This window comes from Pseudomonas sp. IT-196MI5 (assembly GCF_949767415.1).
Lineage (GTDB): Bacteria > Pseudomonadota > Gammaproteobacteria > Pseudomonadales > Pseudomonadaceae > Aquipseudomonas.
Window position 1 is genome coordinate 194,899 of the sequence record NZ_CATKPZ010000033.1, and the last position, 26,394, is coordinate 221,292.

The 26,394-nt window shown below is 59.0% G+C and carries 26 protein-coding genes and 1 pseudogene; 12 read left to right on the plus strand and 15 right to left on the minus strand.

What is annotated here, in order from left to right:
• The first annotated feature begins 7 nt into the window (after positions 1-7).
• Genes ACM6IK_RS19295 through ACM6IK_RS19305 form a run of 3 tightly spaced genes read left to right on the plus strand, consistent with a single transcriptional unit; the run spans position 8 to position 2,333 of the window.
• Complete coding sequence (locus tag ACM6IK_RS19295) at positions 8-733, plus strand: DUF484 family protein (RefSeq protein ID WP_414875611.1); 726 nt, start codon at positions 8-10, stop codon at positions 731-733.
• 2 nt (positions 734-735) lie between these two features.
• Positions 736-1,635: a tyrosine recombinase XerC gene (gene xerC / locus ACM6IK_RS19300; protein WP_223544711.1), complete on the plus strand. Its 900-nt coding sequence runs from the start codon at positions 736-738 to the stop codon at positions 1,633-1,635.
• Complete coding sequence (locus ACM6IK_RS19305) at positions 1,632-2,333, plus strand: HAD family hydrolase (protein WP_414875612.1); 702 nt, start codon at positions 1,632-1,634, stop codon at positions 2,331-2,333. Before xerC ends, ACM6IK_RS19305 begins: the two co-directional genes overlap by 4 nt.
• A gap of 158 nt (positions 2,334-2,491) precedes the next feature.
• Here the strand turns inward: ACM6IK_RS19305 and sutA are convergent, their stop codons facing one another.
• From sutA to glnK, 4 genes are all read right to left on the minus strand, one after another.
• On the minus strand, positions 2,492-2,815 hold the full coding sequence (sutA, locus tag ACM6IK_RS19310; protein ID WP_414875613.1) for a transcriptional regulator SutA: 324 nt from the start codon (positions 2,813-2,815) through the stop codon (positions 2,492-2,494).
• A 101-nt stretch (positions 2,816-2,916) separates the two neighbouring features.
• Positions 2,917-3,342 carry a secondary thiamine-phosphate synthase enzyme YjbQ gene (locus ACM6IK_RS19315; RefSeq protein ID WP_414875614.1) on the minus strand — a complete coding sequence of 142 codons (426 nt, stop codon included), beginning with the start codon at positions 3,340-3,342 and terminating at the stop codon, positions 2,917-2,919.
• Positions 3,343-3,556: 214 nt separating this feature from the next.
• A complete protein-coding gene (locus ACM6IK_RS19320; RefSeq protein WP_414875615.1) occupies positions 3,557-4,894 on the minus strand; it encodes an ammonium transporter in 1,338 nt (445 codons plus the stop codon).
• Between the two features lie 35 nt (positions 4,895-4,929).
• Positions 4,930-5,268, minus strand: a complete 339-nt coding sequence (glnK, locus tag ACM6IK_RS19325) for a P-II family nitrogen regulator (RefSeq protein WP_002555808.1) — start codon at positions 5,266-5,268, stop codon at positions 4,930-4,932.
• A 408-nt stretch (positions 5,269-5,676) separates the two neighbouring features.
• Between glnK and ACM6IK_RS19330 the strand changes: the two genes are divergently transcribed.
• Both ACM6IK_RS19330 and ACM6IK_RS19335 read left to right on the plus strand, forming a co-directional pair.
• A complete protein-coding gene (locus tag ACM6IK_RS19330) occupies positions 5,677-5,937 on the plus strand; it encodes an accessory factor UbiK family protein (RefSeq protein ID WP_008015521.1) in 261 nt (86 codons plus the stop codon).
• Between the two features lie 419 nt (positions 5,938-6,356).
• Complete coding sequence (locus ACM6IK_RS19335; protein ID WP_414875616.1) at positions 6,357-6,878, plus strand: Bro-N domain-containing protein; 522 nt, start codon at positions 6,357-6,359, stop codon at positions 6,876-6,878.
• A gap of 52 nt (positions 6,879-6,930) precedes the next feature.
• Here ACM6IK_RS19335 and ACM6IK_RS19340 read toward each other — a convergent pair whose 3' ends face one another.
• Both ACM6IK_RS19340 and ACM6IK_RS19345 read right to left on the minus strand, forming a co-directional pair.
• Positions 6,931-7,236, minus strand: a complete 306-nt coding sequence (locus ACM6IK_RS19340; RefSeq protein ID WP_039757791.1) for a HigA family addiction module antitoxin — start codon at positions 7,234-7,236, stop codon at positions 6,931-6,933.
• Positions 7,237-7,244: 8 nt separating this feature from the next.
• A pseudogene (locus tag ACM6IK_RS19345) lies at positions 7,245-7,355 on the minus strand (type II toxin-antitoxin system RelE/ParE family toxin); the annotation flags it as partial.
• A gap of 302 nt (positions 7,356-7,657) precedes the next feature.
• Here ACM6IK_RS19345 and ACM6IK_RS19350 point away from each other — a divergent pair.
• The 3 genes from ACM6IK_RS19350 to ACM6IK_RS19360 all read left to right on the plus strand — a co-directional run bounded on the left by ACM6IK_RS19350 (position 7,658) and on the right by ACM6IK_RS19360 (position 10,773).
• Complete coding sequence (locus ACM6IK_RS19350) at positions 7,658-8,104, plus strand: hypothetical protein (protein WP_414875617.1); 447 nt, start codon at positions 7,658-7,660, stop codon at positions 8,102-8,104.
• Between the two features lie 101 nt (positions 8,105-8,205).
• Positions 8,206-9,006, plus strand: a complete 801-nt coding sequence (locus ACM6IK_RS19355; protein WP_414875618.1) for a hypothetical protein — start codon at positions 8,206-8,208, stop codon at positions 9,004-9,006.
• Between the two features lie 273 nt (positions 9,007-9,279).
• A complete protein-coding gene (locus ACM6IK_RS19360) occupies positions 9,280-10,773 on the plus strand; it encodes a YifB family Mg chelatase-like AAA ATPase (protein WP_414875619.1) in 1,494 nt (497 codons plus the stop codon).
• A gap of 57 nt (positions 10,774-10,830) precedes the next feature.
• Here ACM6IK_RS19360 and ACM6IK_RS19365 read toward each other — a convergent pair whose 3' ends face one another.
• Both ACM6IK_RS19365 and ACM6IK_RS19370 read right to left on the minus strand, forming a co-directional pair.
• The gene (locus ACM6IK_RS19365) at positions 10,831-12,045 is read right to left on the minus strand and encodes an aldose 1-epimerase family protein (RefSeq protein WP_414875620.1); all 1,215 of its coding nucleotides are present in this window, start codon (positions 12,043-12,045) and stop codon (positions 10,831-10,833) included.
• A gap of 151 nt (positions 12,046-12,196) precedes the next feature.
• Entirely contained in the window at positions 12,197-13,117 is a 921-nt protein-coding gene (locus tag ACM6IK_RS19370; RefSeq protein WP_414875621.1) for a LysR substrate-binding domain-containing protein, read from the minus strand.
• 157 nt (positions 13,118-13,274) lie between these two features.
• Here ACM6IK_RS19370 and ACM6IK_RS19375 point away from each other — a divergent pair, with 157 nt between their 5' ends.
• Positions 13,275-14,684 (plus strand): NorM family multidrug efflux MATE transporter, encoded by a 1,410-nt coding sequence (locus tag ACM6IK_RS19375; protein WP_414875622.1) that lies wholly within the window; start codon positions 13,275-13,277, stop codon positions 14,682-14,684.
• A gap of 101 nt (positions 14,685-14,785) precedes the next feature.
• Here the strand turns inward: ACM6IK_RS19375 and ACM6IK_RS19380 are convergent, their stop codons facing one another.
• Positions 14,786-16,459 carry a putative bifunctional diguanylate cyclase/phosphodiesterase gene (locus tag ACM6IK_RS19380; protein ID WP_414875623.1) on the minus strand — a complete coding sequence of 558 codons (1,674 nt, stop codon included), beginning with the start codon at positions 16,457-16,459 and terminating at the stop codon, positions 14,786-14,788.
• A gap of 264 nt (positions 16,460-16,723) precedes the next feature.
• Between ACM6IK_RS19380 and rep the strand changes: the two genes are divergently transcribed.
• Positions 16,724-18,733 (plus strand): DNA helicase Rep, encoded by a 2,010-nt coding sequence (gene rep, locus ACM6IK_RS19385; protein WP_007989511.1) that lies wholly within the window; start codon positions 16,724-16,726, stop codon positions 18,731-18,733.
• A gap of 55 nt (positions 18,734-18,788) precedes the next feature.
• Positions 18,789-19,361 (plus strand): xanthine phosphoribosyltransferase, encoded by a 573-nt coding sequence (locus ACM6IK_RS19390; RefSeq protein WP_046038985.1) that lies wholly within the window; start codon positions 18,789-18,791, stop codon positions 19,359-19,361.
• A 130-nt stretch (positions 19,362-19,491) separates the two neighbouring features.
• Here ACM6IK_RS19390 and ACM6IK_RS19395 read toward each other — a convergent pair whose 3' ends face one another.
• The 6 genes from ACM6IK_RS19395 to dadA all read right to left on the minus strand — a co-directional run bounded on the left by ACM6IK_RS19395 (position 19,492) and on the right by dadA (position 25,745).
• Positions 19,492-21,414, minus strand: coding sequence for an acetyl-CoA hydrolase/transferase C-terminal domain-containing protein (locus tag ACM6IK_RS19395; protein WP_414875624.1), 1,923 nt, complete (start codon positions 21,412-21,414; stop codon positions 19,492-19,494).
• 249 nt (positions 21,415-21,663) lie between these two features.
• Positions 21,664-22,086 (minus strand): c-type cytochrome, encoded by a 423-nt coding sequence (locus ACM6IK_RS19400; RefSeq protein ID WP_108217220.1) that lies wholly within the window; start codon positions 22,084-22,086, stop codon positions 21,664-21,666.
• A 182-nt stretch (positions 22,087-22,268) separates the two neighbouring features.
• Positions 22,269-22,817, minus strand: a complete 549-nt coding sequence (locus tag ACM6IK_RS19405) for a cupin domain-containing protein (RefSeq protein WP_008023455.1) — start codon at positions 22,815-22,817, stop codon at positions 22,269-22,271.
• 127 nt (positions 22,818-22,944) lie between these two features.
• Positions 22,945-24,018, minus strand: a complete 1,074-nt coding sequence (gene alr / locus ACM6IK_RS19410; RefSeq protein WP_414875625.1) for an alanine racemase — start codon at positions 24,016-24,018, stop codon at positions 22,945-22,947.
• Between the two features lie 97 nt (positions 24,019-24,115).
• On the minus strand, positions 24,116-24,469 hold the full coding sequence (locus ACM6IK_RS19415; protein WP_414875626.1) for a RidA family protein: 354 nt from the start codon (positions 24,467-24,469) through the stop codon (positions 24,116-24,118).
• Positions 24,441-25,745, minus strand: a complete 1,305-nt coding sequence (dadA, locus tag ACM6IK_RS19420) for a D-amino acid dehydrogenase (protein ID WP_414875627.1) — start codon at positions 25,743-25,745, stop codon at positions 24,441-24,443. The genes ACM6IK_RS19415 and dadA overlap by 29 nt, the downstream gene beginning before the upstream one ends.
• Positions 25,746-25,902: 157 nt before the next feature.
• On the opposite strand from dadA, the gene ACM6IK_RS19425 reads away from it, so the two are divergent.
• On the plus strand, positions 25,903-26,391 hold the full coding sequence (locus ACM6IK_RS19425) for an Lrp/AsnC ligand binding domain-containing protein (RefSeq protein ID WP_007975155.1): 489 nt from the start codon (positions 25,903-25,905) through the stop codon (positions 26,389-26,391).
• Positions 26,392-26,394: the final 3 nt, after the last annotated feature.

Here is a 26,394-nt window from a genome sequence, read left to right on the forward strand (position 1 = left end):
GAAATCCATGACCGACAAGCCTCAGGTACCCGCACGACAAGCTGACGAATCACCGTCCGAAAGCCTGGAGGCGGCGGCTGTTGCCGCGTACCTGGAGGCTCATCCGGACTTCTTCGTCGAGCACGAAGAACTGCTCCCGTCCTTGCGTATTCCCCATCGGCGCGGCGATACCGTATCGCTGGTGGAACGACAGATGACGATCCTGCGCGACCGCAACATTGAACTGCGTCATCGCCTGTCGCATTTGATGGACGTGGCCCGGGACAACGACCGGCTGTTCGACAAGACCCGTCGCCTGATCCTGGCGTTGATGGATGCCGCCAGCCTGGAAGACGTGGTGATGTGCGTCGAAGACAGCCTGCGCCAGGAGTTCCAGGTGCCCTTCGTCAGCCTCATCCTGCTCGGCGACAACGCCATGCCGGTGGGCCGCTGGGTCACCCACGCCGAAGCACAAGTGGCCATCGGTGGTTTACTCTCGGAAGACAAAAGTGTCAGCGGCAGCCTGCGCGAGCACGAACTGGACTTCCTGTTCGGCGAAGAACAGCGCAAGCAGATTGGCTCCACTGCGGTTGTTGTCATCAGCCACCAAGGCATCCACGGCATCCTGGCCATCGCCAGCCGTGATCCGCAGCACTACAAAAGTTCGGTGGGCACCCTGTTCCTGAGCTACATCGCTGAAGTCATGGGTCGCGTGCTGCCACGGGTCAACAACTCCCTGCGCTCGGTACGCTGAACATGGAACGGCAACTGGACGCTTACTGCGAACATCTGCGCAGTGAGCGGCAGGTGTCACCGCACACGCTGTCGGCCTACCGCCGCGACCTCGATAAAGTGTTGGGCTGGTGCGTCAAACAGAACATCGGCAGCTGGACGGCGCTGGACATCCAGCGCCTGCGCAGCCTGATTGCCCGCCTGCACGCCCAGGGCCAATCGTCCCGCAGCCTGGCGCGATTGCTGTCTGCCGTTCGCGGGCTCTATCATTACCTGAACCGCGAAGGTTTGTGCGACCACGATCCGGCCAATGGTCTTGCGCCGCCGAAAGGCGAACGCCGCCTGCCGAAAACCCTCGACACCGACCGCGCCCTGCAACTGCTTGAAGGCGGGGTTGAAGATGACTTTCTGGCACGTCGGGACCAGGCGATTCTGGAGCTGTTCTATTCCTCCGGGCTGCGGTTGTCGGAGTTGACGGGGCTCAATCTCGACCAGCTCGACCTGGCTGACGGAATGGTCCAGGTACTCGGCAAAGGCAGCAAGACCCGTCTGCTGCCGGTAGGAAAAAAAGCCCGCGAAGCCCTGGAACAGTGGCTGCCACTGCGGGCCATGGCCAATCCGGCGGACGATGCGGTATTTGTCAGCCAACAAGGTCGCCGTCTCGGTCCGCGGGCGATCCAGGTGCGGGTCAAGGCTGCCGGAGAACGCGAATTGGGGCAAAACCTGCATCCGCACATGCTGCGGCACTCCTTCGCCAGCCATTTACTGGAGTCCTCTCAGGACCTGCGCGCGGTGCAGGAACTGCTCGGACACTCGGACATCAAGACCACGCAGATCTACACCCACCTGGACTTCCAGCATCTTGCAGCGGTCTACGACAGCGCCCACCCACGGGCCAAACGCATGAAAGGCGACGATTCATGAGTATTCAATTGATCACCTTCGACCTCGACGACACCCTGTGGGACACCGCCCCCGTGATAGCCAGCGCCGAAACCGTCTTGCGTAAATGGCTGACCGAGCACGCGCCCAACCTTGGGGCAGTGCCGGTAGAGCATCTGTGGGCTATTCGCGAGCGTGTATTGAGCAACGAGCCAAGCCTCAAGCACCGCATCAGCGCCCTGCGTCGGCGGGTGCTGTTCCATGCGCTGGAAGAGTCCGGTTACGGGCATGACGAGGCGTCGGATCTGGCGGACAAGAGTTTTGAAGTGTTTCTGCACGCTCGCCATCAGATCGATGTGTTTCCGGAGGTCGAACCGACCCTGGAAATCCTCGCCAATCATTACGCCCTCGGCGTGGTCACCAATGGCAACGCCGATGTGCGTCGGCTGGGGTTGGCGGACTACTTCAAGTTTGCGTTGTGTGCCGAAGACATCGGCATCGCCAAACCCGATGCGCGATTGTTTCATGAGGCGTTGCAGCGCGGTGGCGCGACCGCTGAAACGGCGGTGCACATTGGCGATCATCCGGGCGATGACATTGCCGGTGCGCAGCAGGCAGGAATGCGGGCGATCTGGTTCAACCCGGCGGGCAAGGCCTGGGAAGCCGAACGGTTGCCGGATGCAGAGATTCGCAGCCTGATCGATTTGCCGGCGTTGCTGGCGCGGTGGAATACCGTTTAGTTTCGAGGTGATTTCACAAAGATCGCAGCCTTCGGCAGCTCCTACAGAAATTTGCGTATACCTGTAGGAGCTGCCGAAGGCTGCGATCTTTTGCTTTTCCATGAGGCATGAAAAAGCCCGCAGCGACGGCGGGCTTTTTCAGCAAGCGGGCAGCAGGCTCAGATAGGCCGGCTACCGTACTTGTTGTCCGGCTTCTTGGGCGGATCGGCGACCACATTGGCCTCCACTTCCTGCACCTTGCCGCCCTTGGCCAAAAACTCCTCCATGGCCCGCGCGAGAGCATCGCGTTCCTTGTTCTTGGCTTCGACACTCGGCAGCTCATCAACCGATACCGCTGCCTTGGCCTTGCCTTTGGCGGTCGGAACCGGCGCATCACCGCCGTCGTCTTCAGCGACGTCTTCCGCCGCGGCTTCCAGACCTTCTTCGGTTTCGTCTTCGTCGCCTACTTCGAGGTCGTCGTTTTCCAGATCATCGTCGCTCATGTTCTACCTCATGACTTGCGAAAAGCAGATTAGTTATAGCCCAGCTTTGCCCTCTGTCGAAGGCTGCCGGAAAAAAATCAACAGCCGCCGCTGACCAGCGGCTATGCCTCTTCACCGTGCACGGTGGCGAGGACTTTACGGGCACCGCCATGATCGCGGTGCTCGCCCAGGTAAACGCCTTGCCAGGTCCCCAACGCCAGCCGGCCTGCCGAAATCGGCAAACTGAGCTGACAGCCAAGCACGCTGGCCTTGAAGTGCGCCGGGAGGTCGTCCAGGCCTTCGTCGTTATGCTCATAGCCGTCTGTTCCTTGTGGGATCAGACGATTGAAAAATCGTTCGAAGTCGCGACGTACCGCCGGATCGGCGTTCTCGTTGATGGTCAACGACGCCGAGGTATGCTGCAGCCACAAATGCAACAGACCGACCCGACACACCTTGAGTTCAGGAAGTCCGGCGAGTAACTCGTCCGTTACCAGATGAAAGCCCCGGGGCCTCGCCCGCAAGGTAATCAGAGTCTGTTGCCACATACAGTTCTCCGCACGTTCGGGGCGCATTCTAGCGCGCTCTGGGAAAAAACAAAGGCCCTAATATTCCTTCAATCCTGTAAGCCTTCGACCGCACAAAAACACTCGGCGCAAACATCGCAAAACCTGTAGGAAAAAACCTTTCAGCTCAGCTTTCAATGACAAATTCCAGACAAAAAAATGCCCGGCAAGCCGGGCAGGTTTTTTATTCGCTTGCTTACAAGTTGTAGCCGCGTTCGTTGTGAAGCGCCAGATCGATGCCGACCGCTTCTTCTTCTTCGCTGATGCGCAGGCCCATGACCGCATCCAGCACCTTGAGGATGATGAATGTGGCGATCGCGGTGTAGATCACCGTGAAGCCCACGCCTTTGCACTGAATCCACACTTGTGCGGCGATGTCGGTGACGGTGCCGAAGCCGCCCAGGGACGGCGCAGCGAACACACCAGTCAGGATTGCGCCGAGGATACCGCCAATACCGTGTACGCCGAAGGCATCCAGGGAGTCGTCGTAGCCGAGTTTGCGTTTCAGGGTGGTCGCGCAGAAGAAGCACACCACGCCAGCCGCCAGACCGATCACCAGCGCGCCCATCGGGCCAACGGTGCCAGCGGCCGGGGTGATTGCCACCAGACCGGCAACCACGCCCGAAGCGATACCCAGTGCGCTAGGTTTGCCGTGGGTGATCCATTCGGCAAACATCCAGCCCAGCGCCGCAGCGGCGGTAGCGATTTGCGTCACCAGCATCGCCATACCAGCGGTGCCGTTGGCCGCAGCGGCGGAACCGGCGTTGAAACCGAACCAGCCGACCCACAGCATGGCCGCGCCCATCAAGGTGTAACCGAGGTTGTGCGGCGCCATCGGCGTGGTCGGGAAGCCTTTGCGCTTGCCCAGCACCAGGCAGGCAACCAGACCGGCCACACCGGCGTTGATGTGCACCACCGTGCCACCGGCGAAGTCCAGAACGCCCCAGTCCCACAACAGGCCGCCGTTACCGGACCAGACCATGTGCGCAATCGGCGCGTAAACCAGAGTGAACCACACGCCCATGAAAACCAGCATTGCGGAGAACTTCATCCGCTCGGCGAAAGCGCCGACGATCAACGCCGGGGTGATGATCGCGAAAGTCATCTGGAAGGTAACGAACACCGCCTCAGGGAACAGCGCCGCAGGCCCGGTCAGACTGGCTGGCGTGATGCCGGCGAGGAATGCCTTGCCCATGCCGCCGAAGAACGAGTTGAAGTTGACGACGCCCTGCTCCATGCCCGTAGTGTCGAACGCGATGCTATAGCCATAAATGACCCACAGGACGCTGATCAGACCGGTAATGGCGAAGCACTGCATCATCACGGAAAGAATGTTTTTCGACCGAACCATGCCGCCGTAGAACAGCGCGAGGCCGGGAATGGTCATGAACAGCACCAAGGCTGTCGAGGTCATCATCCAGGCGGTATCGCCGGAGTTGAGGACAGGTGCCGCCACTTCGTCTGCCGCCAAGGCAAGGCTGGGCATTACGATGGACAACAGGGCTCCTAGCCCTGCGATTTTACGCAGAGTCATATTGTTTTCTCCTGGGGCGTTGGGTTTGTGGCGGCTTAGATAGCGTCGGTATCGGTTTCGCCGGTACGGATGCGAATCGCCTGTTCCAGATTGACCACGAAGATCTTGCCGTCACCGATCTTGCCGGTGTTGGCAGCCTTGGTGATGGCCTCGATTACCCGGTCCAGATCCTTGTCGTCGATGGCGACGTCGATCTTCACCTTGGGCAGGAAATCGACCACGTATTCCGCGCCGCGATACAGCTCGGTGTGACCCTTCTGCCGACCAAAGCCTTTGACTTCAGTGACGGTAATGCCCTGCACGCCGATCTCGGACAGCGACTCGCGTACGTCGTCCAGCTTGAACGGCTTGATGATGGCAGTGACTAGCTTCATGAAAACTCTCTCCCGAATTGGTGGACTTGCCCCAGGAAAACAAACCCGACTCAAGTCTAAGCGCAGTGCCTGGCTTTGTAACGCATCGTCGGCCCTGACCTGCCCGTCCGACGCCCCTCACGAAACACTCCCCCGCTTCGCTTGGCGCACTGCGTTCGTCACAGGGACTGCTTCAGTGCATGGGTCATCAGGGTCTAAGCAGAAAGCTTGCCATCTCCACAAAAACTACTGTTTTCAAGCCTTTACCCGCAGATGACGGCTACTTCGCAACAACAGCCGACGCGATACGCACAACAACGGTGCGATACCGCCCATCCCCATGCGCGAAAAGCGTGCATCCCTTGCCCGCGCAAATGACTATAGACACTGCGTGATACACTGCCCGGCATTGTTTCCAGGACATTGCCCATGCTCGCGCCAAAAGACTTCCTCGACGCCCTCACCGGCACCGCCTCCCGCCTCTTCAGCGGCGACACGCCTCTGCCGAAAGCTGAAATCGAAAGCCAGTTCAAAATGTTGCTGCAGAGCGGCTTCAGCAAACTGGATCTGGTGAGCCGGGAAGAATTCGATAGTCAGATGGTCGTGCTGGCACGCACCCGGGCGCGGCTGGAAAGTCTTGAAGCGAAAGTCGCCGAGCTTGAAGCGAAGCTCAATCCACCAGCCGAGTAACACCACGATCCCTGTGGGAGCGGGCTTGCCCGCGATTGAAGGTCGGAACGACCTTGCGCTTCACCTGTAGGAGCTGCCGCAGGCTGCGATCTTTTGATCTTCAGCCCCGCAACAATCCCGGCAACGTCCTACAAACATCACACCGCCGTCCGATTGCGTCGCAATGCCTCCGGTTTCTATGCTCATCCCCAGCTGAATGCTCAGCACCGGGTTTGGCGACCTGGAAAACCACAACGCATCGCGACCGCATTCGACCGAGAAATTTGCTCTCATCTCGAATTATGGCGGCTATGCGTGGGAGACCTTCGGGTCTGCCGGTTTGGTGCGTTACCGGTTCGCCAACCCCCGCATGGCTGCCACCCTTTTCGTTTGGCGACGATCAGAGGCAGTTTTCTTCATCGCACCTTGAGAACTGCACCATGAACGAAAACTATCTAATCCCTCACGTCTTCACCCGCCACAAACTCCACCTCCACGCCCTCCTGATACAAAACCAACCCTGGTTCAGCGCCCGCGACCTAGGGCGACTTCTACGCATCTACCTCAACGACCGCCAAGTCCGAAAACTCGACCCCGACCAATACCAAACAGCCAAAACCCTCATCCACGGACATATCGAAAACACCCTGCTGGTCAGCGAATCCGGCGTCTACGCCTTGCTGGTCTATCACTACTGCCCCGAATACCGAGCCTTACGCGAATGGCTCACCCACGAAGTTGTTCCTGCCCTGCGAGATGCCCAATACCCCACCACAACCGAACGCCCGCAACTGAGCCTGCTGAACTGGCCGGAAATGTCGTTGAGTTTGCTGCACTGGAACAACCAGCCGTGGATTCGGTTGCAGGATGTGCCGCAACTATTGCCTGATCAGGTTACTCCCAGGCCTGCTATCAATGCGCCTTGGTGGAAAAGAGCCGCGAAGATGCTTCACGCATTCTGAATAAAAAAAACCCACGCTTTCGGCGTGGGGTTCAATGAATCCAAGACAACAATCAGGCGCAGTGCGCAAGCCGCTCGACCTGATCCCGAATCGCAGCCCCACGCTCAATCTCGGCTTTGCGCAAATCGTAAGTCGATTGCAGGTTCAGCCAAAACTCAGGGGTCGTGTCCAGACAAATAGAAAGCCTGAGAGCCATATCAGCACTGATTCCTCGACGCTGGAGCACGATATCGTTCACCGTGGGTGTCGAAACGCTCAACGCCCTGGCCAACGCTGCAGCCGTAAGGCTCAGAGGCTCCAGGTATTCCTCTTTGAGGATCTCGCCAGGGTGAACCGGGCGCATACCATTCTTAGTCATTACTCACCTCAGTGATAATCGACGATTTCGACATTCTCTGGTCCGTTAGGACCCCAAATGAAGCAAATTCGCCATTGAGCGTTGATGCGGATGCTGTACCGACCTTTTCGACCGCCCTCCTCCTCCCTTCAAGTCCTACCATACAAGCGAGCCTGCTCGCGATAAAGTCAGAACGACCTTCAGATTTACCTGTAGGAATTGCCGAGCCTGCGATCTTTCCGCCCGCAGTAATCCCGGCAATGCCCTACAACGTTCTCGTCCGCGGTCTGATTGCGCCTCAAAGCCACCCTTTCTAAGCTCACTTCTCAAAGCGCGAGCGCTGCACTCGCTCGGAAAAAAATTCAGTCCAGCTTGAGTAATGGATTATGACGAGTGCGATACACCCAAAGGAATGTTCATAACACCACAAGGAGCAATACCCATGAAACTATCCAAGTCTTTAATTGCGGCTTTCGCATTGACTGCATTTCACATAAGTCCAGCTGTCGCCGGGCCGCCTGTGACAGTCACTTTCAAGAACCTTGGAACACAGACTGCTATGTATACCCCTACAACCAACAACGAAGCCACGACAAAAGCCAACGCATTAACTACTCCACAAGAGTCCGTAATTGCAAATGGCTCGGATACGTACACCATACAAAGCCGGATGTTTCCTGGCCACAACTATGCTAATTTGCGATATCAAATGGGTAGAAAGAAATGTATTTATTTAGCTACATTTGTGGAGACTGTTGGCGCAGGCGCGACCAAAATCCCAAAATGGAATAATACGGCAACTCCTAGCGGCGGCGCCACCTGCACCATCAAGGTAACTAGAACAAATCCGTCCTCCTATGCCTGGTCAGTAGTAATCACCATGAAGTGAAGCATGTAGCGAGCCTTAAGTGGTTTGCAAGATCTTGCCAAAGCATCAATATTATCAAGCGATAGATCATATTTTAGTCATCAGACAGGGAGTTGCAAAAAATGTTTAATTCACTAAACAATTCTGCAGTTAACAGCGGCCAAACGCTGGCTGGAACTAAAAAACTGACAGCGACTCCCAGCAAAAACCCAGGTGTCAACCAAAGTAGCCCCCAGGACCGGTATGGCAACGCACGAGATAGCAGTACCGTTTCCACGCTAGCGAGCCAATTGAGCGAAGCCTCAGTACGTGCACAGGCCCGGGATGCACGCCTAACTAGAGTGGAGCTGGATTCGATGGCTAAAAACACATTCAACGAATTGGAGAGTGCTAATTATACTATCAATAAATCAAAATACGACTCTGAAGTTCCTGACACAGATGATGCCACATTATTAGCACGCGCAAAAAGTGCGACACAGTATACAAATGGACTCGGCAAAAATCCGTTTTCGGGGATGCCCAAGGATCAACTGACCTTAATAACTTACGATGACAGCGGCACCTTTACTGTCAATGAAAGGCGGGCAGCATTGGAAGAATCGGCCAAACAAGAATCTACTTGGCGACAGCAATTTTCGGCCAAGGCAATTGATGAATACAACCGTACTGGAAAGCTTACTAACTCTTTCCAAATTGCCCTTGATCGTTACAAAGTTCTGCCCGCAGTGGAGCAAGCACAGTATCCAAACAACTACGAAACCAAACTCAAGGACTGGATAGATTTAGACTTCAACTATTTTACGCATATCGCAGAAGGTAAAAAGAGGTTTGATATTGAAAGCTTCACAAGAAAAGTTCTAGACGGTGACAGTAGCTTGTTTGACGACACGACTTCATCCGAAGAAGCTGCCTCAACATAAATTGGCTAATTTCGCACGCGAAATAAATTCGAGAAAATCAACTAAGTGCGACTTGTTTCGTAGCCGCCCCTTATGCAACTCGCAAACGGCGTTGAGTAATGCGATTGCTCAGGAGATGGGTTTGCCACCGCAGCCGAACGCTGCGTTTGGCTGCTGTTAAAGATCGTGGCTTCGGCAACATTCTGCGAAGGTTTCCCTATTCTCCGGCCAGACTCCACGACTACCCTTCAACAACCCGCAGGAAGCGGCCCCCGTTTAGCTCAAGGAACGACCATGTCCCTCTCCATCGTCCACAGCCGCGCCCAGGTCGGCGTGGAGGCGCCAGCCGTCACCGTTGAAGTCCACTTGGCCAATGGTTTGCCGTCGCTGACCATGGTCGGCCTGCCCGAGGCGGCGGTGAAGGAAAGCAAGGACCGGGTGCGCAGTGCGATCATCAATTCGGGGCTGCAATTTCCGGCGCGACGCATCACCTTGAATCTGGCCCCGGCGGATTTGCCCAAGGATGGCGGGCGATTCGATCTGGCGATTGCCTTGGGGATTCTCTCGGCCAGCGTACAGGTGCCGACGCTGACACTGGATGATGTGGAATGCCTGGGGGAGCTGGCGCTTTCCGGCGCAGTGCGGCCGGTCTGCGGGGTGCTGCCGGCAGCATTGGCGGCGCGCAAGGCCGGGCGCTGGTTGATGGTGCCGCAGGCGAATGCCGAGGAGGCCTGCCTGGCGTCGGGGTTGAAGGTCATCGCAGTGGACCATCTGCTGCAGGCAGTGGCGCATTTCAATGGGCACACCCCCATCGAGCCTTACGTTTCCAATGGTTTGCTCCACGCCAGCAAACCCTATCCCGACTTGAACGAAGTTCAGGGGCAAATGGCAGCCAAACGCGCACTGCTGATTGCGGCAGCGGGTGCGCATAACCTGCTGTTCAGCGGGCCACCGGGCACAGGCAAGACGCTATTGGCGAGCCGATTGCCAGGGCTGCTGCCGCCCCTGGCCGAGAACGAGGCACTGGAAGTCGCAGCGATTCAATCCGTCGCCAGCTGTGTGCCACTGAGCCATTGGCCACAGCGCCCCTTCCGACAACCACACCATTCCGCCTCCGGACCGGCACTGGTGGGCGGCGGTTCGAAACCGCAACCGGGCGAAATCACCCTCGCCCACCACGGTGTGCTGTTCCTTGATGAACTCCCGGAATTTGATCGCAAGGTACTGGAGGTACTGAGAGAACCGCTGGAATCCGGCCACATCGTGATTTCCCGCGCCAAGGACCGCGTACGCTTCCCGGCGCGCTTTCAGCTAGTCGCCGCGATGAATCCCTGCCCCTGTGGATATCTTGGCGAACCGAGCGGCCGTTGCTCCTGTACACCGGACATGGTTCAGCGCTATCGCAACAAATTGTCGGGGCCACTGCTGGATCGTATTGATCTGCACCTGACGGTCGCTCGCGAAGCCACGGCGTTAAATCCTGCGTTAAAACCCGGCGACGACACTGCCACCGCCGCTGAGCTGGTTGCCAACGCACGAGAACGGCAACAAAAGCGCCAGGGCTGCGCCAATGCCTTTCTCGATTTGCCGGGCCTGCGCAGACACTGCAAGTTATCCACAACAGACGAAACCTGGCTGGAGACGGCGTGTGAGCGACTGACCTTGTCACTGCGAGCGGCCCATCGACTGCTCAAAGTAGCGCGCACTCTTGCGGACCTTGAACAAGTCGATGAGATCAGACGCGAGCACTTGGCCGAAGCGCTGCAATATCGGCCAACAAGCCAGTAGCTCAAAGTTGTAAGTGTTTTTCGACCAATAAGCGGCTTTTCGAAAAGATAGCGAAAATCAACCCTTGGTAAGGTCAACCAACGGCGTCTGCCGCACCTCAGTCTCCCGCCCACCTTGAATCTCGCTCACCCGCTTCAACGCCTTATCCACCGCCGCCTTATCCGCCAGCAAGCCGTAGCTGATACGGAACTGCTTCTGCTCCTTGGGCGCAATCGTCGGCACCAGGTTCAGTGGCCGCTGATACCGGCGGTTGTAGGAAAAACTCGTGCCTGGCTCCAGCCCCGTGACATAGCCCTGCCCTTGGGTATCGGTGTTTTTCCACAGCGAGAACACGGGCAGTGTTTGAGTGTTGAAACCGACCGAGACGCCCAGGCTGCCGGCCTTGTTATGCAGGACGGTCAATGTATCGCCCTTGGCATCGGCATACGGCACTACGTTGTAAACCGTTTCGTCGTAGTCCTTGGTCGGTGCGCGATAGGTTTGCCAGTCTGGCAAATCGCTTTTGGCTTTATCGTTGAACGGCGACACCTGTTTCACCGGCGCGGCGAAGCGGGCGCCCTGCTCCAGGAATGGGGTGCTGAAGTTGCTGTGATACAGCGCCTGGTATTCCTTCGGATAGTCGCCGTTGTTGGTCAGGGTGTCGTTGAGGGCGAACGCTACGCTGCCGGGCTCGGTGACCAGTTCGGTCGCGACCGAGAAGTCGACTTTCTTGAAAGCCTGCTCTTTCAGCTCGCCGCGCAGGCTGATGGCGTACGGCGGTTTTTCATCGATGTGCAGGGTGACTTTGTTGGCCGGGATATTGGCAGCGCGACCGTGCAGGGTCAGCAGTTCGCCATTGTCGATGCCGGGGTGGCCGACCCATTCGTAGCCGCAGCGGGTGACCAGTTCATTGAAGCCTTCCAGCCAGCCCAGGCCACCACGGCCGTTGAGCTCGATGAAGGACGGATTGACCACTTCCTTGACTGGCGAATCCCAACCCATGCGCACGTTACCGACCGAGGCCTGCAGGACGTTCATGCCGCGAGTTGGAACTACCGAAAGTTTCATCGTGCCGTTATCGATGTCGACGATGCTGACGCCTTCCTGCCGACCGCCGTGCAAGGTGCGCAGGGTCACGCTGAACGGTTTGCCGGTTTTTACGCCGAGCTGCTGGCTGGTGACTTGCCAGTTCTGGGCGGCTTTGTCGGTGTCGAGCAGGACGTAATCCCAGGCCAGGGCTTGGGAGGCAGCGGACAGTGCGCTGAGGGCAACGAAGAGTTTGAGTGGGGTCATGGCAATAGCCTTTCTTGGAGTTGTGCCGTTTTTATAGACCTGAAGAAACGTTTCAGCAAGCATAAAAATCGAGACATCGGCGGCAAATGCCAAGAAAGACATTTGATCCGCAGATGTGGGACAAAACGGGAATCGAGTCGACCCCATCGATTCAGCCCAGGCGTTCGACATCCGGTAACTCCATGGCCCGGACCTCGCCTTGCAGGAAATCGCTGAGGCGACGCAAACGCTCGCCGCCGGGGCGGGTTTTCGGCCAGACCAGGTAATAACTCTCACCACTGGCGACGGCGGTCGGCCACGGCAAACTCAGACGTCCCTGCGCAACATCCTCCGCCACCATCAGCAAATCGCCCATGGACACGCCGTAACCTCGAGCGGCAGCGATCATGCCCAGCTCCAGCGTATCGAACACTTGTCCGCCCTTGAGCGAGATTCGATCGGTCAGGCCCATGCGTTCCAGCCAGTTGCGCCAGTCACGGCGGTCCGGTGTCGGATGCAACAGCTCGGCACTGGCCAGACGCGCAACGTCCCACGGTTGATCCTTCAGAAGATTCGGCGCGCCTACCGGAATCAGCTCTTCGGGGAACAGGAAAGTCGCCTCCCAGTCCGGTGGAAAATGCCCGTTGCTGAGGATGACAGCGCAGTCAAAGGGTTCGTGGTTGAAGTCCACCGTATCGATGTCCATCCAGGCGCTGGTCAATTGCACTTCGTTCCCCGGTCGCAGGTGCCGGAAACGACTGAGCCGCGCCAACAGCCAACGCATGGTCAGGGTCGACGGGGCTTTCATGCGCAGGATGTCGTCCTCGGCGCGCAAGGTATTGCAGGCCCGTTCAAGGGCAGTGAAGCCTTCGCGGATGCCGGGCAGGATCAGCCGCGCCGACTCGGTCAATTGCAGGTTGCGTCCGCTGCGATGAAACAGCCGACAGGCGAAATGCTCTTCGAGCGTACGAATGTGTCGGCTGACTGCACTTTGAGTGATCGACAGTTCTTCGGCGGCGCGAGTAAACGAGCTATGCCGCGCCGCCGCTTCGAATGCTCGAAGGGCATACAAGGGAGGAAGACGACGGGACATCAGGAAAGCTCCTACAGCGCGATTGCTTCAACTTATCGGAAACTCTCTCACATGAGTTTTAATCATGCCACCCATCCTTTTTATCCCTTTGTGCAAACCCCGCAGAGCGCCGAGAATCGACGCTTCCTGTTTTCTCTGACAATCGAGCGTGATGATCATGCAGCATCCAGCACGTACTGAACTGCGGGCCATCCTGCGGCTGGCGGGGCCGTTGATTGCCTCGCAGTTGGCGCACATGCTGATGGTCCTCACCGACACCCTGATGATGGCGCGCCTGAGTCCCGAGGCGCTGGCCGGTGGTGGGCTCGGTGCGGCAACCTATTCGTTCGTGTCGATCTTCTGCATCGGCGTGATCGCGGCGGTCGGCACACTGGTGGCGATCCGTCAGGGCGCCGGCGATATTGTCGGGGCTACCCGGCTGACCCAAGCCGGGTTGTGGCTGGCATGGCTGATGGCGCTGGCCGCCGGTTTACTGCTGTGGAACCTCAAACCGGTGCTGCTGCTGTTCGGCCAGACCGAAAGCAACGTTCAGATGGCCGGGCAGTTTTTGATCTTCCTGCCATTCGCCCTGCCCGGCTACCTGAGCTTCATGGCCCTGCGCGGGTTCACCAGCGCCATTGGCCGTGCGACGCCGGTGATGGTGATTAGCGTGGGCGGGACGGTTGCCAACTTTTTGCTCAACTATGCGTTGATCACCGGCATGTTCGGCCTGCCGAAACTGGGGCTGATGGGTATCGGGCTCGTGACTGCGATTGTCGCCAACCTCATGGCAATCGCACTGGCGTGGCACATTCGTCGGCATCCGGCTTATGAGGCCTATCCGCTGCGCCAGGGCCTGTCGCGACTGAACCGCCAGTACCTGAAGGAGCTGTGGCGTCTGGGCTTGCCGATTGGCGGCACCTATGCCGTGGAAGTCGGGCTGTTTGCCTTCGCCGCGCTGTGCATGGGCACCATGGGCAGCACGCAACTGGGCGCGCACCAGATCGCCCTGCAAATCGTCTCTGTGGCGTTCATGGTCCCGGCGGGTATTTCTTATGCCATCACCATGCGCATCGGCCAGCACTACGGCGCCGGGCAACTGCTGGGTGCGCGGCTGGCCGGGCGAGTCGGCATTGCGTTCGGGGCGGCGGCGATGCTGTGTTTCGCCATGGTCTTCTGGTTGCTGCCAAACCAGTTGGTCGGTTTGTTTCTCGACCACAACGACCCGGCGTTTCGCGATGTCATCAACCTTGCCGTGAGCCTGTTGGCGGTGGCGGCCTGGTTCGAGCTGTTCGACGGCGTGCAAACCATTGCCATGGGTTGCATTCGCGGACTCAAGGATGCCAAGACCACTTTCCTCGTCGGCCTGGGTTGCTATTGGCTGATCGGCGCACCGGCGGCGTGGTGGATGGCGTTCCACCTGGACTGGGGACCAACGGGCGTCTGGTGGGGCCTGGCGCTGGGGCTGGCGTGCGCGGCGGTGAGCCTGACGCTGGGGTTTGAATGGAAGATGAAGCGGATGATCAAGCGGGACACGACGTCAGAGCAGCGCTTCGAGGTCGCTCAGACAGACTCATATCCCTTGTAGGAGTGAGCCTGCTCGCGATAGCGAACTATCAGCCGACATGAATGTTGACTGACCTGGCCTCATCGCGAGCAGGCTCACTCCTACAGGGGGTCGTGGGGTTTTTAACTCACGATTTCCAGCATCGACTGCTGATTGCTGCCAAACGCCAGATACTCCACCAGCTCAGCCAACGGCAATGGCTTGCTGATCAGATATCCCTGCACTTGATCGCATTCAAACCCGCGCAGCAGATCCAGTTGCTCCGGTGTTTCCACACCTTCGGCGACCACCTCAAGGTTGAGGTTGTGCGCCAGGTTGATCATCGCGTGGACCAGCTTGCGGTTTTCCTCACGCTGTTCCATGCCGCCGACAAAGCTCTTGTCGATCTTCAGCAAGGTGATCGGCAGGCTGTTGAGGTGCACGAAGGACGAGAAACCGGTGCCGAAGTCGTCGAGAGAGAAGCGCACACCAAGACGCCCGAGAGCGTCCATGGTCTGCTTGACCAGATCGCTGCGGCGCATCACCGCGGTTTCGGTCAGCTCGAACTCCAGCCACTGCGCCTCGACGCCACGCTCGGCAATCAGGCGACTCAGGGTCGACAACAACTGGCTGTCCTGGAACTGCCGGAACGACAGGTTGATCGCCATGTGCAACGGCGGCAAACCCAGCTCAAGCAACGCCTGCATGTCGCGCAAGGCCCGGGAAATCACCCAGTAACCCAGCGGGACAATCAGACCGCTTTGCTCAGCCAGCGGCACGAATTCGCTCGGTGCCAGCAAGCCGCGCTCGGCATGCCGCCAACGCACCAAAGCTTCGAGGCCGACGATCTGCCCGTCTTCGAGGTTCAACCGTGGCTGGTAGTGCAGTTCCAGCTCATCGCGGCGCAGCGCCCGACGCAGCTCGGTTTCGAGGTCGGCGATGCTGCGGGCATTGCGGTTGATGCGTTCGTTGAAAATGTGAAAGGTGCAGCCCTGGGTGCTTTTGGCCTGCTGCATGGCGATATGTGCATGCCACATCAGCGGATCCGCATCGGTCTGGGCCCGGGCGTAGGCGATGCCCAGGCTGGAACCGATCAGCAGGCTTTCGCCGTCGACCCAATAAGGTTCGGCCAATGCTTCGCTGATGCGTTCGGCCATCCACTCGGCACGCTGGGGAGCGCGACGGGTGTCGATCAGCAAAGCGAACTCATCGCTGCCCAGGCGCGCCAATTGATCGCCGGCCTCGAGCTGGTTCTTGAGCCGCGCCACCACTTGCAGAATCAAACGGTCACCGGCCTGATGGCCAAGGGCATCGTTGGCATAACGAAAGTTGTCGAGGTCGAGATGACCGAGGGCCAGGCCGCGCCCGTCGTTTTCCGCCAGCCGCGCGGTCAGCAGGGTCTGGAAGCCCTGGCGATTGGCGATGCCAGTGAGCGGATCTTGCTCGGCCAGGCGTTGCAGAGTGTTTTCCAGGACGCCACGCTCGCGCACATGGCGCAGGCAGCGGCGCAACATGCCGGTATCGAGCAGATCGCGCACCAGCCAGTCACTCACACCGTCGGGCGGGGTCAGCGGCTCATGGTCGAGCAGCAACACCGTCGGCAGGCTGCAACGGCCCGGCGCCGGTTGAAGTTGCGGGATGGTCAATAACACCGCGCTGCGGTTGTCATCGAACAGGCTGCTGACCGACTCCCAACTCGGCGCACTGATGAGCACGGCCGAGTTCCCCATAGGAGCCAGACACTCGCGCAACAACGCTGCCCACGCTGGCTCTTGAGCCAGTAGCAGCAAACGCAAGGGTTCGACAGGCGTAGACAAGCTAGCTCCCTAGACTCTGCAAAGATATAGGCGACGGGCATTATGCCGTTCCGATAACTAATGACAATGACATCAGTTATCAAATCGGGCCCTTTGCATCTGGAATTACGAACATTAGCCGCAAATTCATTACGCATCCTGCGTGAAAGTAACAAAACCGGCAATTACAGATAGCGTGGTACGTCACAAGTCGGACAGAGCAGCACAATTCGCTGAGCCTGTTAAAATGCCGGCCCATTTTGTGACTGACTCCTGAATTTACCTATGTCCCGACTCAATCCCCGGCAGCAAGAAGCCGTGAGCTACGTCGGCGGCCCTCTTTTGGTGCTCGCCGGCGCCGGCTCCGGCAAGACCAGCGTGATCACGCGCAAAATCGCGCACCTGATCCAGAACTGCGGCATTCGCGCCCAGTACATCGTCGCCATGACCTTTACCAACAAGGCTGCCCGCGAGATGAAGGAACGGGTTGGCACTCTGTTGCGTGCCGGTGAAGGTCGTGGGCTGACGGTCTGCACGTTCCACAACCTGGGCCTGAACATCATCCGCAAGGAACACGTGCGGCTGGGCTACAAACCGGGCTTCTCGATCTTCGACGAGACCGATGTCAAAGCCCTGATGACCGACATCATGCAGAAGGAATACTCGGGCGACGACGGCGTCGACGAGATCAAGAACATGATCGGCGCCTGGAAAAATGACCTGATCCTGCCGGCCCAGGCCCTGGAAAACGCGCGCAACCCCAAGGAGCAGACTGCCGCCATCGTCTACACCCACTATCAGCGCACGCTCAAGGCGTTCAACGCGGTGGACTTCGACGACTTGATCCTGCTGCCGGTGAAGCTGTTCGAAGAGCACGCCGACATCCTGGAAAAGTGGCAGAACAAGGTGCGCTACCTGCTGGTCGATGAATACCAGGACACCAATGCCAGCCAGTACCTGCTGGTGAAAATGCTCATCGGCAAACGCAACCAGTTCACCGTGGTAGGTGACGACGACCAGTCGATCTACGCCTGGCGCGGCGCTCGCCCGGAAAACCTGATGCTGCTCAAGGACGACTACCCGTCCTTGAAAGTGGTGATGCTGGAGCAGAATTACCGCTCCACCAGCCGCATCCTGCGTTGCGCCAACGTGCTGATCTCGAACAACCCCCACGAATTCGAAAAGCAGCTGTGGAGTGAAATGGGCCACGGTGACGAGATCCGCGTGATCCGCTGCCGCAACGAGGACGCCGAGGCCGAGCGCGTGGCCATGGAAATCCTCAGTCTGCATTTGCGCACCGACCGCCCGTACAGTGATTTCGCAATCCTCTATCGCGGCAACTACCAGGCCAAGCTGATCGAGCTGAAGTTGCAGCATCATCAGGTGCCGTATCGCCTGTCTGGCGGCAACAGCTTTTTCGGACGTCAGGAAGTAAAAGACCTGATGGCCTACTTCCGCCTGATCGTGAACCCGGACGACGATAACGCCTTCCTGCGGGTGATCAACGTGCCGCGCCGCGAGATCGGCTCGACCACGCTGGAGAAGCTGGGCAACTACGCCACCGAGCGCAAGATCTCGATGTACGCCGCCACCGACGAGATCGGCCTGGGCGAGCATCTGGACTCGCGTTTCACCGATCGTCTGTCGCGCTTCAAACGCTTCATGGACAGGGTGCGCGAGCAGTGCGCCGGCGAAGACCCGATCTCGGCCCTGCGCAGCATGGTCATGGACATCGACTACGAGAACTGGCTGCGCACCAACAGCTCCAGCGACAAGGCCGCCGACTACCGTATGGGTAACGTCTGGTTCCTGATCGAAGCGTTGAAGAACACCCTGGAGAAAGACGAAGAAGGCGAGATGACCGTCGAGGATGCCATCGGCAAACTCGTGCTACGCGACATGCTGGAGCGTCAGCAGGAAGAGGAAGACGGCGCCGAAGGCGTGCAGATGATGACCTTGCATGCCTCCAAGGGCCTGGAATTTCCCTACGTGTTCATCATGGGCATGGAGGAGGAAATCCTCCCGCACCGTTCCAGTATCGAAGCCGACACCATCGAAGAAGAACGTCGCTTGGCCTACGTGGGTATTACCCGTGCGCGCCAGACCCTGGCCTTCACCTTCGCTGCCAAGCGCAAGCAGTACGGCGAGATCATCGACTGCGCGCCGAGCCGTTTCCTCGATGAGCTGCCGCCGGATGATCTGGCCTGGGAAGGTAACGACGACACACCGACCGAAGTCAAAGCCGTGCGCGGCAACAACGCATTGGCGGATATACGCGCGATGTTAAAGCGCTAGAATTGACCACTTTTACATGACCTTCGGCGCACAGGCGCCAAAAGAGGACCGCTTCATGGAAGCCCTGCACAAGAAAATTCGCGAAGAAGGCATCGTGCTTTCCGACCAGGTCCTGAAAGTCGACGCTTTTCTGAACCACCAGATCGACCCGGCCCTGATGAAGCTGATCGGCGACGAATTCGCCACGCTGTTCAAGGATTCGGGCATCACCAAGATCGTCACCATCGAAGCCTCGGGCATCGCGCCGGCGATCATGACCGGCCTGAACCTCGGCGTGCCGGTGATTTTCGCGCGCAAGCACCAGTCCCTGACCCTGACCGAAAACCTGCTGTCGGCAACCGTGTACTCGTTCACCAAGCAGACCGAAAGCACCGTCGCGATCTCCCCGCGCCACCTGACCAGCAGCGACCGCGTGCTGATCATCGATGACTTCCTGGCCAACGGTAAGGCGTCCCAGGCGCTGATTTCGATCATCAAACAGGCCGGCGCTACCGTTGCCGGTTTGGGGATCGTGATCGAGAAGTCATTCCAGGGCGGCCGTGCGGAACTGGACTCGCAGGGTTATCGCGTAGAGTCCCTGGCCCGCGTGAAGTCGCTGGCTGATGGTGTCGTGACCTTTATCGAATAAAGCCGCCACAACGCACATCCCCTGTGGGAGCGAGCTTGCTCGCGATTGCATAGTGTCAGTCGACATCTTCATTGACTGATACACCGCTATCGCGAGCAAGCTCGCTCCCACAGTTGTTTTCGGTGATCAGTTACTGCGCAGTCGCCTTGAGGCCTGTGAGCAGCAACCGCTGATACAAGTCCTCTTTCATCCCCTCCGGGTTGGCCAGCTGCATGCGCTCCAGATGCTTCGGGAACGCTGCCGCCTCCGGCGCATCCAGCGCCGCCTTGCCCAATTCCAGCACCTCGCTCAGTTTGAACTTGCTCTTGAGCCAGTTCAGCGCCCGCAACACATCCCGCTCGACCTCGGTGAAATCGCAGCCCAGCGGATACTCCGCAAACAGCTGCGGATGCCGCGCCTGAATCGCCTGTAAACGCTGCGGACTGTTATCGGTAAATCGCGGATCCAGACAGAAGTCCTTGGGCAGTTTGCCGACTTTCTGCGCCTGCTCGATCAATCCCGGCTGAAAACGCGAGTCGCTGATATTGAGCAAGGCCTCGATTACTGCCGCGTCGGTTTTGCCGCGAAGATCGGCGATGCCGTATTCGGTGACCACGATGTCCCGCAAGTGCCGGGGAATCGTGCAGTGGCCATACTCCCAGACGATGTTCGAGCTGACGTCGCCGCCGGATTCACGCCAGCTGCGCAGCAGCAATACCGAGCGCGCGCCTTGCAGTGCATGGCCCTGAACCACGAAGTTGTACTGCCCGCCTACGCCGCTGAGCACACGTCCGTCTTCGAGCTGATCCGCCACGGCGGCCCCCAGCAACGTCACGGTGAAGGCCGTGTTGATGAACCTCGCATCGAGGCGCTGCAAGCGTTTGAGTTCTTCCTGGCCGTACAGCTCGTTGATGTAGCTGATGCAGGTCATGTTGAATTCGAGACGCTTGCTCTGCGGCAACTCGCGCAGGCGTTCATAGAAACTGCGTGGCCCGAGGAAGAAACCCCCGTGCACCGAGATGCCATCGGTTTGCGCAGTCTCGTCGAGGGTGCCGGCATTCGCCTGCTGTTGGGTCGCCACGTCCGGGTAGACCTTGCGCCGCACGATCCCGGCATCGGCCAGCACCAGCAAGCCGTTGACGAACATTTCGCTGCAGCCATACAGGCCTCTGGCAAAGGGTTCGATGCCACCTTCGCGCTCGATCAGTTGCGCCCAGTGGCCGAGGTTTACGTCTGCCAGCAAAGCGCTGTATCCGTCGTTGTCGGCTTGCCGCGCCAGCAGCGCCGCCGTCAACGCATCGCCCATGGAACCGATGCCGATCTGCAAGGTGCCGCCGTCACGCACCAATGTGCTGGCGTGCAGGCCGATGAAATGGTCCTGACACCCCACCGGCATGTTCGGCGTGGAGAACAGCGTGGTGTTGTCCTTCTGGTCGATCAGCACGTCGAAGGTGTCGATGCCGAGCTCCGCATCGCCGGGCATGTAAGGCAGATCGTTGTGCACCTGGCCGACCATCAGGATGGTTTCTCCGGCGGCGCGGCGCTTGGCGATCATCGGCAGCAGGTCGAGGGTGATGTCCGGGTTGCAGCTCAGGCTCAAGCGGTCGGGATGTTCGGCATCGCTGGCCACCAATTGCGCCACCAGGTTCAACCCGGCGGCGTTGATGTCCCGCGCCGCATGGCTGTAGTTGCTGCTGACGTAATCCTGCTGCGCCGCCGCACTGTTGAGCAGACTGCCGGGCTGCATGAAGAATTGCTGGATGTGGATGTTGCCCGGCAGTTGGTCACGACGCAGGTCGGCGAGAAATTCCAGCTCCGGATAATCGCCGAAAACCCGTTCGATAAAGGGTTCGAGAAAGCGCTTTTGCAAACCATCGCCCAAGGGCGGACGGCCCAGGCACAGCGCGGTATAGATCGTCAGCCGCCGCTCGGGCAGTTGCGCGATACGTCGATACAACGCGTTGACGAAGTGGTTGGGTTTACCCAGGCCCAGGGGCAGGCCCATGTGAATGTGGACCGGCAACCGCGCCAGCACGTCATCGACCGCCTGCTCGATAGAACACAGCTGAACCATCGGATCCTCCCTCACGCTCCATGACTTGGGCATGGAACGAGCTTGCCGGGTCTTTGCCGCAATGAACAGCCCTGTAGGAGCGAGCTCGCTCGCGATGGTCGTCAACGATAACGCGGCGAACCTGACACCCTGCGGCGCCTTTGAACGCTTCGCGAGCAAGCTCGCTCCTACAGAGATCAGCGGTGTTTATTGAAACGGCAGGCACAAAAAAGCCGCTCGAAAGCGGCTTTTCAGCAGCAAGTCTCAGGCTTATTTCAGGCCGGACATCTTCTGGATGGCGCCTTTGAGCTCGGCGTCGGAGCAATCGGCGCAGGTGCCTTTTGGCGGCATCGAATTGATACCGGTAATGGCTTTGGCCAGAATGCCGTCGAGGCCGCCCTGGTGATCGGCACGTTCTTTCCAGGCGGCGGCATCACCGATTTTCGGCGCACCCAACAGGCCTGAACCGTGGCAAGCGTTGCAATGTTTTGCAATCACTTCATCCGGGGTTTTTGCACCGCCACCGCCGCCAGCGGCAGTGGCCACTTCCATCCCTTTGCACTCTTTACCCTGAACACAAACCTGGCCGACTGGCTCAAGGCGCTTGGCAATTTCGTCGTTGGTCGCAGCCTGAGCGCTGACACTGACAGCCCATAGGGCCAATACGGTTGCTGGTGCAGCCAGCATTTTCATAATTAGGTTCACGCGTTCACCCTCAATGGTGGCTAGTCACGCCTACGGCCACGGTTCGCAGGCGGGCGCAAGTATAGCGGTAAGCCCGTCGCACTGAAACAACCCCAAAGTCGGAGGGGTCTTAGGCCGCGACGGAAAAACAGCCCGGGCGCCTCTGCGATGCTGGCAGGACGCCTCTTTTCTTAGAAGTTCGCCGGCGTGGCTGCGCTGATTAGTCGCGCTGGCACATCGAACGGATTACGGAAACGGTGTGGCTTGGTACTTTCAAAGTAGTAGCTATCGCCGGCTTCGAGGACAAAAGTTTCGAGACCGACCACCAGTTCCAGTTTTCCTTCGACCAGGATGCCGGTTTCCTCGCCTTCATGGGTGAGCATCTCGTCACCGGTGTCGGCGCCTGGCGGATAGATTTCATTGAGGAATGCGATCGCCCGGCTTGGATGGGCACGCCCGACCAGTTTCATGGTCACCGCGCCATCGGAAATATCGATCAGCTCGTTGGCCTTGTAGACGATCTGGGTCGGTTTTTCCTGCAGGATCTCTTCGGAAAAGAACTCGACCATGGACATGGGAATCCCACCCAACACCTTGCGCAGCGAACTGATCGAAGGGCTCACGCTGTTCTTTTCGATCATCGAAATCGTGCTGTTGGTGACCCCCGCCCGTTTGGCGAGCTCACGCTGGGACAGGCCCTTGAGCCTACGGATGGATTGCAGTCGTTCACCGACGTCCAAAGCTTGCGCCTCCAGGATTCAGATTGTTGGAATAGTGAGCGTTATCATGGCGACAGCGTTCAGTATTTACAACACTTTGACCTGAATCCTGCTCAGCGAGGCGACTCCCGGTCTGCAGCCCCGCGCACTAAGCCCCGGAATAGAGCAGTGGCACTCGGCGCAGGTTGCAGAATATCTGGTATGGAATCGTGCCGGCAGCCAGGGCGACATCACTGGCGAGGATGTTTTTGCCCCACAATTCGACGGTCGAACCGAGGCCGGCCTGCGGCACATCGGTCAGGTCGATGCAGAGCATGTCCATCGATACCCGGCCGATCAACTGGCTGCGCTGCCCGGCCACCAGTACCGGCGTGCCGGTCGGTGCCGAACGCGGGTAGCCGTCGGCGTAGCCCATGGCCACGACGCCAATGCGCATCGGTTTGGGGGTGATGAATCTGGCGCCGTAACCGACGGGCTCGCCGGCCGGCAGCTCGCGCACGCTGATCACTTTCGATTCCAGGGTCATCACCGGTTGCAGGCGCGCAGCCACTTCATTGGCTTCTTCGAAGGGCGTGGCGCCATAGAGCATGATGCCAGGGCGCACCCAATCGCTTGGAATCTGCGGCCAACCGAGCACCGCCGGCGAATTGCGCAGGCTGATCTCGGCGTCCAGGCCATTGCGCGCGGCCTCGAACACCGCAACCTGGTCGGCGCTGGATTGCTCGTGCAGTTCATCGGCACGCGCAAAGTGGCTCATCAACACCACTTTCGCGACCTTGCCGCAGGCCAGCAGCCGTTGATAGGCCGCCTGATAATCCGCCGGATGCAGGCCAACCCGGTGCATGCCCGAGTCAAGTTTGAGCCACACCGTGATCGGCTTGCTCAACACCGCTTTCTCGATGGCTTCGAGTTGCCACAGCGAATGCACCACGCACCAGAAATCATGCTCGACAATCAGTGCCAGCTCGTCGGCTTCGAAAAAACCTTCCAGCAGCAGGATCGGTGCACGAATGCCCGCCGCCCGCAGCTCCAACGCCTCTTCGATGCAGGCCACGGCAAACCCGTCCGCCTCGGCTTCCAGCGCCTGGGCGCAACGCACCGCGCCATGGCCATAGGCATCAGCCTTGATCACTGCGAGGGCTTTGGCCCCCGTGAGCTCACGGGCGACTTGGTAGTTGTGACGCAGGGCTTGAAGGTCGATCAGGGCACGGGCAGGACGCATGGCGGCAGACTTCTGGTCGGGTTATCGGGAAAAAAAACCGGCGCTGGCTGACGGCGTGAACCGCCAGCAGCACCGGGAGAGGGATCTGTCTGAAAGCTTATGGCAGAGCGGCGACAACCGACAGCTCGACCAGAATTTGCGGTTCGCACAATTTCGATTCAACGGTGGCACGAGCCGGGGCGACGCCTTTTGGCAGCCACTTGTCCCACACCGCGTTCATGCCTTCGAAATGCGCGTCGATGTCTTTCAGGTAAATCGTCACCGACAACAGATTGTGCTTGTCGGTGCCTGCCAGATCGAGCAAACGCTCAATGTTGGCGAGGGCTTCGCGGGTCTGCTGTTCAATCCCGGCGCTCATGTCATCGCCGACCTGTCCGGCCAGGTAAACCGTGCCGTTATAGGTGACGATCTGACTCATGCGCTCATTGGTGAGCTGGCGCTGGACTGACATGCTTTGCAGGCTCCTGGGTTTTGTTGTCATAACGGGAAATATCGAGGCCTTCGGCGCTGATCTGTGGCTTTTTCTTCGCCATCAGGTCAGCCAGCAAGCGACCGGAGCCGCAGGCCATGGTCCAACCCAGCGTGCCGTGACCGGTGTTCAGGAACAGGTTCTTGAACGGTGTGGCGCCGACAATCGGCGTGCCATCCGGAGTGGTCGGACGCAGGCCGGTCCAGAAACTGGCCTCGGCCAGATTGCCGCCCTGAGGATAAAGGTCGTTGACGATCATCTCCAGGGTTTCGCGCCGGCGCGGGTTCAGCGACAGGTCAAAACCGGCAATTTCAGCCATGCCGCCGACGCGGATGCGGTTGTCGAAACGGGTGATCGCGACCTTGTAGGTCTCGTCGAGAATGGTCGAAGTCGGGGCCATTGCCGGGTTGGTGATCGGCACGGTCAGGGAGTAGCCCTTGAGCGGGTACACCGGCGCCTTGATCCCCAGCGGCTTGAGCAGTTGCGGCGAGTAGCTGCCGAGGGCCAGCACGTAGCGGTCGGCGGTTTCCAGCTTGCCGTCGATCCACACGCCATTGATGCGATCACCGGCGAAGTCGAGGCGCTGAATGTCCTGGTCAAAACGGAATTGCACACCGAGGTTTGCGGCCATTTCTGCAAGTTTGGTGGTGAACATCTGGCAGTCGCCAGTCTGGTCGTTCGGCAGGCGCAAGGCTCCGGCGAGGATGTCCGTGACGCTGGCCAGGGCTGGCTCAACGCGGGCAATGCCTTCGCGGTCGAGCAGTTCGAACGGCACGCCGGACTCTTTCAGCACGGCGATGTCTTTCGCCGCGCCGTCGAGCTGGGCCTGGGTACGGAACAACTGGGTAGTGCCGAGGCTGCGGCCTTCGTAGGCGATGCCGGTTTCGGCACGCAGTTCATCGAGGCAGTCACGGCTGTACTCGGACAGGCGGACCATGCGCTCCTTGTTCACCGCGTAACGGCTAGCGGTGCAGTTGCGCAGCATCTGTGCCATCCACAGGTACTGGTCGATGTCGGCAGTGGCCTTGATCGCCAGCGGCGCGTGACGCTGCAACAGCCACTTGATGGCCTTGAGCGGCACGCCCGGCGCGGCCCACGGCGAGGCATAGCCCGGCGAGACCTGCCCGGCGTTGGCGAAACTGGTCTCCATGGCAGCAGCCGGCTGCCGGTCGACCACCACTACTTCGAACCCGGCACGGGCCAGATAATAAGCACTGGTGGTACCGATGACGCCGCTACCCAAGACCATGACGCGCATTTTCATATCCCTCATCGCGGCTAACCGCTGACGTTTGTTATTCAAAGCTTTAGATGCGCGCAGTGTAAAAAAGATCTGCCAGTGCTTTTCACTATATAAGCGCCTATATTTGGCGACAATTCTCGGCAAAAACCCTTTTCACGGAGGCGCATCCCCTATGCGTACCAACACTCAGACCAAACGTGAGCTGGACAAGATCGACCGCAACATCCTGCGGATCCTGCAAGCGGACGGGCGGATTTCCTTTACGGAGCTTGGAGAAAAGGTCGGGCTCTCGACCACGCCCTGTACTGAGCGGGTCCGGCGTCTGGAGCGCGAAGGGATCATCATGGGCTACAACGCCAGGCTCAATCCGCAGCACCTGAAGGGTAGTCTGCTGGTGTTCGTCGAGATCAGCCTGGACTACAAATCCGGCGATACTTTCGAAGAGTTCCGACGTGCGGTGCTGAAATTGCCCCATGTGTTGGAGTGTCACCTGGTGTCAGGGGACTTCGACTACCTGGTGAAGGCGCGGATCTCCGAGATGGCCTCGTACCGCAAATTGCTGGGCGACATCCTGCTCAAGCTGCCCCATGTGCGCGAGTCCAAGAGCTATATCGTGATGGAAGAGGTGAAAGAGAGCCTGACCTTGCCGATTCCGGATTGAAGA